Origin of the sequence: Solirhodobacter olei (assembly GCF_004010155.1) — a bacterium.
GTDB classification, from domain to species: Bacteria; Pseudomonadota; Alphaproteobacteria; order Rhodobacterales; family Rhodobacteraceae; genus Solirhodobacter; species Solirhodobacter olei.
In genome coordinates, this window is the sequence record NZ_RRYH01000002.1 from 219,735 (window position 1) to 233,027 (window position 13,293).

Annotated in this window: 10 protein-coding genes; 3 read left to right on the forward strand and 7 right to left on the reverse strand. The window is 69.2% G+C overall.

Features of this window, described 5'->3' with window-relative positions; translation table 11 throughout:
* Positions 1-2: 2 nt before the first annotated feature.
* Together EIP85_RS01070 and EIP85_RS01075 are read left to right on the forward strand one after the other, a co-directional pair.
* Positions 3-1,166: an FIST N-terminal domain-containing protein gene (locus EIP85_RS01070; RefSeq protein WP_127900282.1), complete on the forward strand. Its 1,164-nt coding sequence runs from the start codon at positions 3-5 to the stop codon at positions 1,164-1,166.
* Positions 1,163-2,398, forward strand: a complete 1,236-nt coding sequence (locus EIP85_RS01075; protein ID WP_127900283.1) for a sensor histidine kinase — start codon at positions 1,163-1,165, stop codon at positions 2,396-2,398. The genes EIP85_RS01070 and EIP85_RS01075 overlap by 4 nt, the downstream gene beginning before the upstream one ends.
* A gap of 125 nt (positions 2,399-2,523) precedes the next feature.
* On the opposite strand, the gene EIP85_RS01080 is transcribed toward EIP85_RS01075, so the two are convergent.
* From EIP85_RS01080 to EIP85_RS01095, 4 genes are all read right to left on the reverse strand, one after another.
* Positions 2,524-4,071 (reverse strand): trimethylamine methyltransferase family protein, encoded by a 1,548-nt coding sequence (locus EIP85_RS01080; RefSeq protein WP_127900284.1) that lies wholly within the window; start codon positions 4,069-4,071, stop codon positions 2,524-2,526.
* Between the two features lie 122 nt (positions 4,072-4,193).
* Complete coding sequence (locus tag EIP85_RS01085; protein WP_127900285.1) at positions 4,194-5,537, reverse strand: cytochrome P450; 1,344 nt, start codon at positions 5,535-5,537, stop codon at positions 4,194-4,196.
* Positions 5,534-6,742, reverse strand: a complete 1,209-nt coding sequence (locus EIP85_RS01090; protein ID WP_127900286.1) for a hypothetical protein — start codon at positions 6,740-6,742, stop codon at positions 5,534-5,536. The genes EIP85_RS01085 and EIP85_RS01090 overlap by 4 nt, the downstream gene beginning before the upstream one ends.
* 85 nt (positions 6,743-6,827) lie before the next feature.
* Positions 6,828-7,583, reverse strand: a complete 756-nt coding sequence (locus tag EIP85_RS01095; protein WP_127900287.1) for a cytochrome c biogenesis CcdA family protein — start codon at positions 7,581-7,583, stop codon at positions 6,828-6,830.
* Between the two features lie 115 nt (positions 7,584-7,698).
* Between EIP85_RS01095 and EIP85_RS01100 the strand changes: the two genes are divergently transcribed.
* Entirely contained in the window at positions 7,699-7,944 is a 246-nt protein-coding gene (locus EIP85_RS01100; RefSeq protein ID WP_127900288.1) for a sulfurtransferase TusA family protein, read from the forward strand.
* A gap of 277 nt (positions 7,945-8,221) precedes the next feature.
* Here EIP85_RS01100 and EIP85_RS01105 read toward each other — a convergent pair whose 3' ends face one another.
* From EIP85_RS01105 to EIP85_RS01115, 3 genes are all read right to left on the reverse strand, one after another.
* Complete coding sequence (locus EIP85_RS01105) at positions 8,222-11,011, reverse strand: Rne/Rng family ribonuclease (RefSeq protein WP_127900289.1); 2,790 nt, start codon at positions 11,009-11,011, stop codon at positions 8,222-8,224.
* 500 nt (positions 11,012-11,511) lie between these two features.
* Entirely contained in the window at positions 11,512-11,772 is a 261-nt protein-coding gene (locus EIP85_RS01110; protein ID WP_127900290.1) for a hypothetical protein, read from the reverse strand.
* A 187-nt stretch (positions 11,773-11,959) separates the two neighbouring features.
* Positions 11,960-13,291, reverse strand: a complete 1,332-nt coding sequence (locus EIP85_RS01115; RefSeq protein ID WP_127900291.1) for a sigma-54-dependent transcriptional regulator — start codon at positions 13,289-13,291, stop codon at positions 11,960-11,962.
* Positions 13,292-13,293 lie beyond the last annotated feature (2 nt).

Consider the following 13,293-nt stretch of genomic DNA (forward strand, 5'->3'; position numbering starts at 1 on the left):
CAATGAACGCAGACGGCGGGATCGCCCGGGCCGAGACGGCCGATCCGGTGATCCGGACGGCGCATGTGCCGGCGCGGGCCGGGGATGCGGCGGTGCGCCTTCGCGCCGAACTGGGGCCGGGGCCGCATGCGCTCGTCATCCTCTTCATCTCTCCCGAGGCGGATCTGGAGGGGCTGACGGCCGCGCTGCCCGGCTGCTTTCCCGACGCCACGGTGGTCGGCTGCACCACTGGCGGCGAGATCTCTGCTGAGGGCTATGCCGAGGGCGCGATCGTGGCCGCCGCCCTGCCAGCCCGGCATTTCGCCGCCGAGACCCTGCTGATCGAGAACCTAGACCGGCTCGCACCGCAGGAGATCATCGCCCGGCTGATCCGCGCCCGACAGATGCTCGGCGCCGCCCGGCCGGAATGGGAGCACGAGTTCGCCTTTCTGATGGTCGACGGCCTCTCGGTCCGCGAGGACGAGCTGACGGCGGTGCTGGCTGCGGGCCTTGGCCCGGTGCCACTGTTCGGCGGCTCGGCGGGGGACGGGCGGCGGTTCGGCGCGACCTTCGTGCTGCATGAGGGGCGGATGCACAGGAATGCCGCGACGCTGAGCTTCGTGCGGACGGAATGCCCCGTGCGGGTCTTCAACCTCGACCACCTGCAGCCGACGGCGGTGCGGATGGTCGTGACCGAGGCCGATCCCGCCCGCCGCAGCGTCAGCCGCATCAACGCAGAGCCGGCGGCGCAGGAATACGCCCGCATCCTGGGCAAGGACCCGGGTCAGCTCACCCCCTTCACCTTCGCCGCCCATCCGGTCGTGGTGCGGATCGGCGGACGCCATCATGTGCGGGCGATCCAGCAGGTGGCCCCGAACGGCGAGCTGATCTTCTTCTCTGCCATCGACGAGGGGCTGGTGCTGACGCTGGCCGAGCCGCAGGACATGGTGCGCCATCTGGACCGCGCGCTGTCGGCGCTGGCCGATCCCGGCCCGCCCGAGGCGATCCTTGCCTGCGACTGCATCCTGCGGCGGATGGAGGCGGAGGAGAAACAGATGACCGGCGCGATCTCCGCCCTCTTCCGGCGCCATCACGTGGTGGGCTTCTCGACCTATGGCGAGCAGCTTGGCGGGATGCATGTGAACCAGACGCTGACCGGCGTCGCCCTTTACCGGCCTGCTCCATGAGCTTCACACTGATCAACTCCACAGACCCACCGAAGCGGCAGATCGAGAAGCTGACGCAGATCGCCGAGGTGCTGATGAACCGGGTCGAGCAGGCGACGGATGCCTCCGGCGCGGCCTATGCCCAGTTTCAGCGCGCCGCACTGCTGGAGGAGCAGGTGCGCGACCGGACGCGGGACCTCGAACGCACGCTGGACCTGTTGAACCAGTCGAATGCGCAGCTGGAACGCGCGGGCGCGGCGCGGGCGCGCTTCGTGGCGGCGGCAAGCCATGACCTGCTGCAACCCCTTTCTGCCGTGAAGCTCTTCCTAGCCCAGGTGGCAGAAGATCCGATCCCGGAGGCGAGCCGGGCCACGGTGGAGAAGGCGCAGAACGCGCTTGAAAGCGTGGGGCAGATCCTGACGGCGCTTCTGGACATCTCGCGGCTGGAATCGGGCCGGGCCGAGGTGGAGATGCGGCCCGTCGAGCTGCATCCGCTGATGGCGCAGCTGAGCGACGAGTTCGCACCGCTGGCGGCGGCGAAGGGGCTGGATTTCCGGCTTATCCCGGCGCGGGCGGAGGTGGCGAGCGACCCGACCTACCTGCGGCGGATTCTCCAGAACCTGATCGGCAATGCCGTGCGCTATACCGAGCGCGGGCGGGTGCTGGTCGGCGCGCGCCACATCGGCCGGGCGCTGAGGATCGAGGTGCATGACACCGGCCCTGGCATCCCGGCGCACGAGCAGGCCAATGTGTTCAAGGAGTTCCACCGCCTGAACGCGCCCGCCTCGGCGGCTGAGGGGATGGGCCTCGGCCTTGCCATCGTCGAACGGGCCTGCGCGCTGCTCGGCCACCGGCTTACACTCAGCTCCAGCCCCGGGGACGGCACCTGCTTCGCGGTGAGCCTGGGCCTTGCCCGCCCCGACACGCGGTCCGCGCGCCAGCCGCCCGCGCCACGCGACCGGATCGTGCTGCTGGTCAAGCGCGACGACCGCCGCCGCCTCGCGCTCGGCCAGATGCTGGAGCGGCTTGGGGTCAGCGTGCTCGACGCGCGCAGCGGGGACGAGGCGCTGGCGCTGATCGACGAGATCGGCATCGCGCCCGACGCCGTACTCACCGGTTCCGGCGAAGAAGAAACGGTGGCGCGGCTCCATGCCCGTCACGGCGCGATCCCGGCGCGGGTCCTGCCAGCCACGATGGGCGCCCGGGACGAGACGGACCTGGCCGCGGTTCTGGCAGAGCTCTGGCCCGAATGAGCGGCGGCGCCCGGGGCGCTTTCCCCCCGAGGGATCGTCAGGGACGGAGGGTGAAACCGCCCCCTCTCTTCCGTCCGGACATATCCCCGGGGAGCCGCAGGCGGGGGGCAGAGCCCCCCATCCCCTCAATACCAGGCGTCTTCCATCTCGGCCTTCCGCCGGGCGACGAAATCCTGAAGCGCGGCGTCGATACCCGCGTCGAGCGCCGGGGCTTCGTACTCCGCCAGCACGCGTTTCCAGGCCTTGTTGGCGCGGGTCGCGGTGTCGGTGCTGCCGGCGGCCTCCCATTTCTCGAAGGGCTCGTTATCGGCCATCTCGGAGTCCCAGAAGGCGGACTGGTAATTCGCCATCGTGTGCGAGCAGCCGAAGAAATGGTTGCCCGGGCCCACCTCGGCAAAGGCATCGACGGCGAGCTGGTTGTCGTCCACCTTCACCCCGTCGAGGTAGGAGTGGAGCGCACCGCAGAGATCGGCGTCGAGCATGAATTTCTCGTAGGACATGCTGAGAAGCCCGTCGAGGAAACCCGCCGAATGCAGGATGAAGTTCGCCCCGCATTGCACGGCGGCGAGCATCGACATTGTGCCTTCGGTCATCGCCTGCGCGTCGGGCAGTTTCGAGGTGGTGAAATTGCCCGAACAGCGCAGCGGCAGGTTCAGGCGGCGGGCGAGCTGGCCCACCACCATCGAGCCAATGGCGGGCTCGGGCGTCCCGAAGGTCGGCGCGCCGGAGCGCAGCGACATAGACGACAGAAAATTGCCGAAGATCACCGGCGCGCCGGGGCGTTCGAGCTGCGTCAGCGCGCAGCCGGCCATCGTCTCGGCCAGCGCCTGGGCGATGGCGCCGGCGTTGGTCACCGGGCCCATTGCGCCCCCGAGGATGAAGGGAACGATGACGGCGGCCTGACCCGCGCGGGCGTAGGCGCGCAACGAGGTCGTCATGGTCGCGTCCCAGACCAGGGGCGAATTGACGTTGACGTTGCAGAGGATGACGCAGTTGGCGTCCACGAACTCCCGCCCGAAGACGAGGCGGGCCATCTCGATCGAATCCTCGGCCCGGCTTTCGGCGGTGACGGAGCCCATGAAGGCGCGGTCCGAGAACTTGATGTGGGAATAGACCATGTCGAGGTGGCGCTTATTCACCGGCACGTCGGTCGGCTCGCAGATGGTGCCGCCGGAATGGTGAAGCCAGGGCGAGGACTGGGCGAGCTTGATGAAGTTGCGGAAGTCCTCGATCGTGCCGAAGCGGCGGCCCCGGTCGAGGTCCATGACGAAGGGAGAGCCGTAGGCCGGGGCGAAAACCACAGCTCCGCCGCCGATCTCCACCGAATTTGCCGGGTTGCGGGCGTGCTGGGTGAAGCGCGCGGGCGCGGTCTTCAGGATCTCGCGCAAGAGGCCGGGCGGGAACCTGACCAGTTCGCCCGTCACCTCTGCCCCGGCGCGGCGCCAGTGGTCGAGGACCGGCGGGTCGCCGCGGAACTCGATCCCAGTCTCTGCCAGGATGCGGTCGGCGGCGGCCTCGATGCGGAGGAGGTTCTCCTCGGAGAGCACGTCATAGGTCGGGATGCCCCGCTGAATGTAGGGGCGGCCGAGGCCTTCGCCGCGGTGGCTGCGCTCCTCGCGGCGGGCGGCGCGGCCGGCGCGGTGCGGGCGGGCGGGGGCATCGCTGTTGGGCATCCGGTCATCTCCCTTATGTTTTGCAGGGAAGGATAGCCCCGGGCGCCGGGCGTGCCGCGCCGGATTCGCCGTCGAATGGTCTGTGAGCGGCGGATCGGGCGGGCGGATCGGGCGCGGCTGACCTAGCGGCGGGCGAGGTCGAGCCAGATGCCATCCTTCGCGCGGACGGTCAGATGGGCGACCGGCACCGGATCCCGCCCCGCGACGGGGGAAAACCGGAAGCGGCGCGCGAGGAGCGCGAGCAGCAGCGTCCCCTCCGCCATCGCGAAGCCCGCGCCGGTGCAGACGCGGGGGCCGGCGGAGAAGGGAATATAGGCCTCGCGCGCCGAGCGGCGGGCCTCGTCGCGCTGCCAGCGGTCGGGGTCGAAGGCGTCGGGGCGCTCCCAGAGCCGCTCGTGCCGGTGGAGGTGCCAGGGGCTGAGCACGATCTGGGCGCGCCTCGGGACCGGGCGGTCGCGGAAGCGCTCCGCCCGCGCCGCCTGGCGCACCATCATCGGCACCGGTGGGTAGAGGCGGAGCGTCTCGCGGAACACGTCGCGGGTCAGGCGGAGCTTCGAGAGGTCGGAGAAGGCAGGGATTTCGGGAAGGCCCATGGCCTCCTCTGCCACCCGTTCCTGCACCTCCGGGGCGCGGGCGAGAAGGTAGAGCGCCCAGGCGAGCGCGGAGGCAGAGGTCTCATGCCCGGCAAGGAAGAAGATCGCGACCTGGTCGACCATCTCGGCGGTGCCGAAGGCCCTGCCCGTCACGGGATCGGGCGTCGTCATGATCTTGGTGGCAAGATCGTCTGGCGCGGTGCCCGCGGCGATGACCTCGGCCCGCTCTGCCGTCAGGCGGGTGATCAGCGCGCGGATGGCCCGCGCGGTGCGCCGCGTCTCGGCCCGGTGGAAGCGCGGCAGGAGGCCCGGCAGCGGCAGGAAGGCGGCGAGGTTCAGGATCGGCTGGCTGCGCTGGTAGTCCCGGAAGGCGGCGAAGACCTGCGAGGCGACCTCGTGTTCGATCGGGATCGAGAAGAGCGTGCGGAAGATCACGTCGGCGGCGGCGTGGCTCATCGGCGCCTCGATCTCCTGCCGGCCCTCGGCGAGACGGGCGACCGCGGCCTCGCCCGCCGCCAGCATGGCCGGGAAGGTGTCGCGCAGCCGGCCGCCCTCGAACGCCGGGTCGATGATCCGGCGCTGGCGTTCCCAGGTCGCGCCGTTGGTCAGGAAGACGGACTGGCCGAGAAGCGGGCGGAGCCCCTCACCCACCCTCCCCGACTTCGGGAAATCCCCGGGGCGACCGGACAGGACGCGGGCGACGAGGCCCGGGTCGTTGCAGAGGAAGGAGCGGAAGAAGGGCGTGCGGTACTCGGCCATCCAGGCGCGGTAGAGCCGCGCGGGCTGGGCCGAGAGGATATCCTGCCGGAAGAGCCGGACATGGCGCCAGAAGGCCACCTGGTCAGGCCGGGCTTCGGGCTTGGGTGGAATCATGCGGCCCGGCTTGTATAGGGTGAAACGGAACGCTCGATCCGGCTTCTGGACGGCGGCCGGCCGGCGAAACGCGAGCCCAGCGTCTTCGGCCCCGCGGTGATCTGGAAGTAGTCATAATCGCCGGGCGTGTCGAAGGCGTGCAGATACTGGAAATGCAGCCGGAAGAAGCGCCAGCGCAGCCGCCGCCAGCGCGACCGGCTGAGCGTCTGGCTGAAGGCGGCGGAGACCACGAGCGGCCAGTATTTCTCCTTCGGGCAGACGCCGGAGACCGCGACCGGGTCGCAGAGCGCGAAGGCGCAGGCATCGCCGGGGGCGGTGACGTCGACCCAGGCGAGCTCCCTTCGGGATGCGAGGTAGTGCAGGTCGTCCCTCAGCTGCCAGGCGCGCGGCAGGAAGGAGACCATCGGCACCACATGGCCCAGGGTCAGAAGCGAGAGCGCGGGTCCGGTATTGGGGACCTCGCCGCGGCGGATCAGCTCTGCCAGCACCGAGACCGCCAGATGCGCACCGGAGGAGTGGCCGACGACCAGCACCTCGTCCACGTCGCTTTTCAGCGCCGCGGCGATGGCCTCGCGGAAGCTCACGAGGCGCTCGTCCAGCTCGGGCGGGATCTCGCCGCCGTGGCGGGCGGTGAAGGCGTAGTCGTGCATCAGGTAATGGGCGTAGAGCCGCCGGTCGAGCCGCTGGAACGCCTGCAGGATCAGCGCGGTGACGGCGAGACCGGCGAGCGCGGCCGCTTCCCACGGCAGGACCGGCGCGGCGTGGCTGGCGAGCGCGATCCCCGCGGCAATGGCGATGGCGAGCTGGACCAGGAGCATCCCCACCGGGTAGAGCGCGGCGAGAACGGGACCCCTGCGCAGCCGCATGAGCCGGCGGAACGCGCCGGACTGGGCATAGGTCCAGGCGGTGCGGGCGAGCTGGAGGTAGGTCGCGAAGACGCCGCGCGCCATCGAGTCGCGCACGATGTCGGACCAGGCGAGGATGTCGACCTCGGCCTCCACCTCTGCCCCTTCGATCGTCGCGCTGACGTGCCAGCCGTAGGGGCCGCCGGTCGCGTGGCGGGGTTTCAGGGCGATGTCGTAGCCGGAGATGCGGGCCTGCGCGGCACCCTCGCGCCGATAGATCTCGCGGTATCTGCGGGCCGGGACGGGATCGTAGCCCGGCACATAGAACACTCGCCGCCGCGCTACACGTCCGTACACGATCCTTGCCCTTCCTGGTACTGCCTCGATGTCAGGATGGGGGCTGAATTCGGCGAAAGTGAGGGATCATCCGAGCATTATCGGAACATTATCCGAGCGAAGAAAGGGCCGGGACGTTTTCGAGCAGCCAATAGGAGAAACTGGAGAAGCCGCCCGTCAGCATCAGAAGGCCGATGGTCCACAGAAGAAGGCCCATGATCCGCTCGATCCGCTCCATCCGGGCCTTGAACCAGCGCAGCGGCCCGGCGAGCCGCGGCAGGAAGGCCGCGACGAGGAGGAAGGGGATGCCCAGCCCTAGGGCATAGACGGCCAGCAGCAGCGTGCCGCGGGTGAGGCTTGCCTCGTTGGCCGCAAGCGCGAGGATCGCGCCGAGCTGGGGGCCGATGCAGGGCGTCCAGCCGAAGGCGAAGGCGAGGCCGAGCAGATAGGCGCCGAAGGTGGTTCCGCCCTGGTCCCCGGCGTCGATGCGGGCCTCGCGGTTCAGGAAAGGAATGGTGATGACGCCGAGGAAATGCGCACCGAAGACCATCACCATGATCCCGGCGAGATCGGCGAAGGTCTGGGAATTCCTCAGGAAAAACGCCCCGAAGGCGGAGGCGGTGAAGCCGAGGAACAGAAAGACCGTGGACAGGCCGAGAACGAAGGCGACGGCCGGGACGATCGGGCTTTTGCGCGGGCGGCCTTCGGCGCCGGTGAGATCGGCCATCGAGATGCCCGACATGAACGCGAGGTAGGGCGGCACGATGGGCAGGACGCAGGGCGACAGGAACGACAGGACACCGGCTGCCAGGGCGATGGCCATCGCCGGCAAAAGGCCCGCATCGATCAGATGTGTCCCGAACATTTCCGCTTCCTTTTCTGCCGGATAGCCCATTTCGAGGGACACGTCACCCGGTCCCGCGTTACAGCGCCTCAAAAGCCCGTGGACGGGCGGCGCGTGCGGGGGCTAATGAGGGGGCATGGACTGGGATGCGGAAGAGGATGCGGCGGGGCTGATCTGCCCGCTGCCGGTGCTGAGGGCGCGCAAGCGGCTAATGGCGCTGCCCGAGGGGGCGGTGCTGCGGCTGCTGGCGACCGATCCGGCCTCCGTCGTCGACGTGCCGCATTTCTGCGCCGAGGCCGGGCATGAGCTTCTGGCCCAGAGCCGCGAGGGGGCCTGCGAGGTGTTTTTCATCCGGCGGGGAAGCGGCTCGCGCCCCGGGTGAGGGTGCGGGCGCAGGGGGTTGGAATGGCTGGGAAATCGGGGAACCGATTTGACACAGCTTTCGCACCGCTTTGACACCGTAATGTACCGTATTTCGGGACGGTGGTAGGCCGGCTTGCGCAACGGGGGTGAGACGCCGGGGCGACGGTGCGCGATGAATGCGCACCCTACAGGCCGAAGCCGCGTCGCGCGGCCGCCAGTTTACGAGGATCCGGTCATGGAAACGAAAAGGGCCCGGCGGGGTGCGCCGGGCCCTTTGATGTCCTTGTCCGACCGGCTCAGCGGCCGAGCGACCACCAGCCGCGCTTCTTGGGCTTGGGTTCGCCCTCGCCTTCGGCCTCAGCCTCAGCCTCAGCCTCAGCCTCCGGTTCGGCTGCCGCCGCGGCCGGGGCCGGTTCCGGGGCGGGCGCGGGTTCGGGCGCCGGAGCGGTCGTCACCTCGGCCTCAGCCGCTTCGGCGGGCTGGGCGGCGGGGGCCGGTTCGGGCGCCGGGGCCGGTTCAGCCGGGGCATTGGCTTCGGCTTCCGGCTCGGCGGGAGCTGCTTCAGCCTCGGCCTCGGCGGCCGCCTTCTTGGTGGTGCGACGGCGGCGCGGCTTCTTCGGCGCTTCGGCCTCGGGTCCCGGCGCGGCCTCGGCGGCCGGTTCGGCTTCGGCCGGGGCCGCAGGGACCTCGGCTTCGGCGGGCGCGGCTTCGGCTGCCGCTTCGCCCTCGGCCTCGGCGGCCGGCTTCTTGCGGCTGCGGGTGCGCTTGCGCGCGGGCTTCTTCGGGGCCTCCTCGACCTCGGCGGCCGGAGCCTCCTCGGCGCTGGCCGGTTCGGCCACCGGTTCTGCGGCGGTCTCGGCAGAGACCTCCTCGCCCGCGCCTTCGGCGCCGTCCTCGTCAGAGCTGCCCTGGTCGTCCGAAGCGGATTGCCCTTCGGCCTGGCCCTCGGCCCCGCCCTGCCCGCCGCCACGGCGGCGACGGCGCCGGCGGCGCTTCTTCTTCGGACCGGAGGGGGCCTCGGCGGTCGCGGCCTCGGAGGCCTCTGCCGCCTCGGCTTCGGCCTCTTCCTCCTCGATCTCCTCGGGGATCTCCTCGTCGATCTCTTCCATCACCGAGGCGTCGATCGAGACGACATGCGGCGCTTCCGGCACCGGGCGCGTCGCGGTCTTGAACTTCTCGATGACGAAATCGGGGCTGATCAGCGTGGGATCGGCCTCGATCCGGATCGACATGCCGTAGCGCTGCTCGATCTGGGCGATATGCTCGCGCTTCTGGTTCATCAGGAAGTTGACGATCGCGATCGGCGCCTTCAGCAGCACCTCGCGGGTGCGCTTGCGCGTCCCCTCCTCTTCCAGCTGGCGCAGGATGGAGAGCGCGAGGCTGTCGTCGGAGCGGATCAGGCCGGTGCCGTGGCAATGCGGGCACGGGGCGGTGGTGGCCTCGAGCATGCCCGGACGCAGGCGCTGGCGCGACATCTCCAGAAGGCCGAAGCCCGAGATGCGGCCTATCTGGATGCGGGCGCGGTCGGTCTTCAGCTTGTCCTTGAGGCGCTTCTCGACGGCGGCATTGTTGCGCCGCTCTTCCATGTCGATGAAGTCGATGACGATGAGGCCCGCGAGGTCGCGCAGGCGCAGCTGGCGGGCGACCTCTTCAGCCGCTTCGAGGTTGGTCTTGAGAGCCGTATCCTCGATCGAGCCTTCCTTGGTGGCCCGGCCGGAGTTCACGTCGATCGCGACCAGCGCCTCGGTGACGCCGATGACGATGTAGCCGCCGGACTTCAGCTGCACCACCGGGTTGAACATGCCGGTGAGGTAGCTTTCGACCTGGAAGCGCGCGAAGAGCGGCAGCGGATCGGTGTATTGCTTCACCGCCCGGGCGTGGGACGGCATGATCATCTTCATGAAGTCCTTGGCGGTGCGGTAGCCGTCGACGCCCTCGACCAGGACCTCCTCGATCTCGCGGTTGTAGAGGTCGCGGATCGAGCGCTTGATGAGGTCGCCTTCCTCGTAGATCGGCGCGGGGGCGATCGACTTCAGCGTGAGGTCGCGGATCTGTTCCCAGAGCCGCATGAGGTATTCGTAGTCGCGCTTGATCTCCGCCTTGGTGCGCTTGGCGCCGGCGGTACGGATGATCAGACCGGCGCCTTCCGGCACCTCGATCTCGGACGCGATTTCCTTCAGCTTCTTGCGGTCGGCGGCCTGGGTGATCTTGCGGGAGATGCCGCCGCCGCGGGCGGTGTTCGGCATCAGCACGCAGTAGCGGCCGGCGAGCGAGAGGTAAGTGGTCAGCGCCGCGCCCTTGTTGCCGCGCTCTTCCTTGACGACCTGGACCAGCATGATCTGCCGGACCTTGATGACTTCCTGGATCTTGTAGCGGCGCGGCCGGGGCTTGCGCGGCTGGCGGATCTCTTCGGCCACGTCTTCCTCGGCGATCGACTCGATCTCGCTGTCGGTGTCGGAGGCGTGGTCGAGCGCATGGTAGCCCGCGTCGGCGGCGGCATGATCGTGATCGTGATCGCCGTCGTGATCGTGATCGTGATGGTGGTGGTGATCGGCGCCGTGATCCTGTTCCGGCGCGGTGCCGTCCGCCTCGGCGGCGGGTTCGGCGGGCGCAGGGCTGGCCGCGGGTTCGGCGGCCTCGGCCTCGAACAGCGCGTCGGCGCCGCGATCCTCGCCGAGGTCGACGACATCCATTGTGCCGATCTCGCCCGTGGTCACGGCATCGCCGCTGGCCTGCTCGGCCTTGGCGCGGGATTTACGGCGGCGGGGGCGGCTTTCCTCCTCCTCCATCGCCTTGGCATAGGCGCGTTCCTCCTCGAGGAGCGCCTGCCGGTCGGCGACCGGGATCTGGTAGTAATCCGGGTGGATTTCAGAGAAGGCCAGGAAGCCGTGCCGGTTTCCGCCGTAATCGACGAAGGCGGCCTGCAGCGAAGGTTCGACGCGGGTGACCTTGGCTAGGTAGATATTGCCGGCGAGCTGGCGCTTGTTGACGGTCTCGAAGTCGAATTCCTCGACCTTGTTTCCGTCGACCACCACAACCCGGGTCTCTTCCGGGTGGGTGGCGTCAATGAGCATCTTTGTTGACATGTCGGTCCATTGTCCCGCTGCAACACGTTGGACCGCCACGAATTTCCTGGCGGCCGGGAGCGTTGCGGAGGGGATTTTGCTGAGGCGAGAGGGATCGCGGATGCCGGCCCGGAACGGGGGGCGGAGTGCCGGATCTGACCCCCTGCCGCCCTAGCTGACCGTGCTGCGCAATCCATCGCGGTTCTGTCCATACGGGCGTCGCTTGCGCGTCCGCCGTCCACTTGAGCCCGCCGCTTGGCGGCCGGGCAATTCTGCGGCCTTGCGGCCCATCCTCCGGCTGACCCCGGCCCTTGGGGCGGTGCCCCGGCCTCCGGATCAGCGGCGAAATCGATGTGTCGGGGGCGGTGCGTCGTGGCAGCCTCCCGATTTGTCACATTAAGGGCGGGGATGTGGAAAAGACAATGGCTATTCGACGCCCCGCCCCGCGGCGCATACGCCGGCAGGGCGCGGGGCCGTGCGGCCCCGGGTCCCTGCCCTACCCCGACGCGGCGATGCGGCCATCAGCGCATGATATGCACGGTGGCAAAGGCGGCGCCGAGCAGCGCCAGCATCATCGTGGAGCCCGCCAGATAGGCCGGCAACGACTGGCTGAAAGTCTTGCGTCGTCCGCACCGGCCGCAACTGGAGGAAAACAACCTGGTATCATGTCCGCAGTTGCGACAACGGACGCCGCGAATTGCGCGATCGCGTGCCATGACAAAGACCCATCCCGAAATACCAATGACAACCCGCACCGGCCCCCAATCCTCCGGACGGATCACGGGAGGTATCATACACCCGCACGCCCAAATTCCGGAGTCGCACGCGGAACAGTGACTGGCGGCGGCGCGCTGACGCGCCGGGCGATGCGGATATGCACCAATTGCGCGAAAAGCGACAGCCAGGGCGCGCGGCCCCGGCTGCTCGTTCATCCCTGGATTGCTTAGACGTCCGCGAATCGCGGCCGCGTCAGACGTAGTCGGCGCGGCTCAGGCCGTATTTGGCCATCTTCTCGTTCAGCGTCCGGCGCGGCAGGCAGAGCTCTTCCATGACCGCGACGATGGAGCCCTTGTGGCGGCGCATCGTGTTGTCGATCAGCATCCGTTCGAAGGCGTCGACATATTCCTTCAGCGGCTTGCCCTCGGTGGTGATCGCGGGCTGCGGGCTGTCGTCGTCGGCCATCAGAAGCGAGGCGATGGAGCCGGTGCCGCGGCGGTTCTGCAGCACCGCGCGCTCGGCCACGTTGACGAGCTGGCGGACGTTGCCGGGCCAGGGCGCCTGCAGAAGCTGGGCGGCCTCCTGCGCGGTCAGCTGCGGCGCGGCGCAGCCGTATTCCTCGGCGAACTGCTCGGTCAGCCGGGTGAAGAGGGTCAGGATGTCCTCGCCCCGCGTCCGGAGCGGCGGCAGGGTGATCTTCAGCGCGGCGAGCCGGTAGAAGAGGTCGGGGCGGAGCGAGTCCTCCACCGTCTTTTCCGGCGCATGTTCATTGCAGATGGCGATGATCCGGGTTTCGGCCGGCATGCCCTGATCGTTGATGAAGGTCAGAAGCCGGGCCTGGAGGCCCTGGCTCAGCGCCTCGACATCCTCAAGGCAGAGCGTGCCGCCGCGCGCCTCTTCCACCAGCGGCAGGCCGGTGCCTTCCTCGGTCGGGCCGAAAAGCCGGGTGGCGAGCGCGTCCTCGGCATAGGCGGCGCAGGAGATGGAGACGAACTTGCGCCCCGCGCGGGGGCCGACCGCGTGAAGCGCGTGGGCGACCAGCGTCTTGCCGGTCCCGGTCTCGCCGTCGATCAGCACATGGCCATCGGCCTGGCCGAGATCGAGGATATCCTCGCGAAGCCGCTCCATCACGCCGGAGGAGCCGATCAGCTTGCGCATCAGCACCGTGCCGTCGGAAAGCTCGCGACGGAGCGCGCGGTTGTCGAGCGTCAGCTTGCGCGTCTGGGTGGCGCGCTTGGCAAGTTCCGTCATCCGGTCGGGGTTGAAGGGCTTTTCCAGGAAGTCGTAGGCGCCGAGGCGCATCGCCTCCACCGCCATCGGCACGTCGCCATGGCCGGTGATCATGATGACCGGCATGGAGCTGTCCATGCTCAGGAGCCGCTTGAGGAAGGTCATCCCATCCATGCCCGGCATCTTGATGTCAGAGACGACGACGCCCGGGAAATCCGGCCCGATCACCTTGAGCGCATCCTCGGCGCTGCCGAAGGCCTCTGTATCGAACCCGGAGAGCGCCAGCCACTGGCTGATCGACTGCCGCATGTCCTGCTCGTCATCGACGATCGCAACTTTCATCGCACGCGCCATGT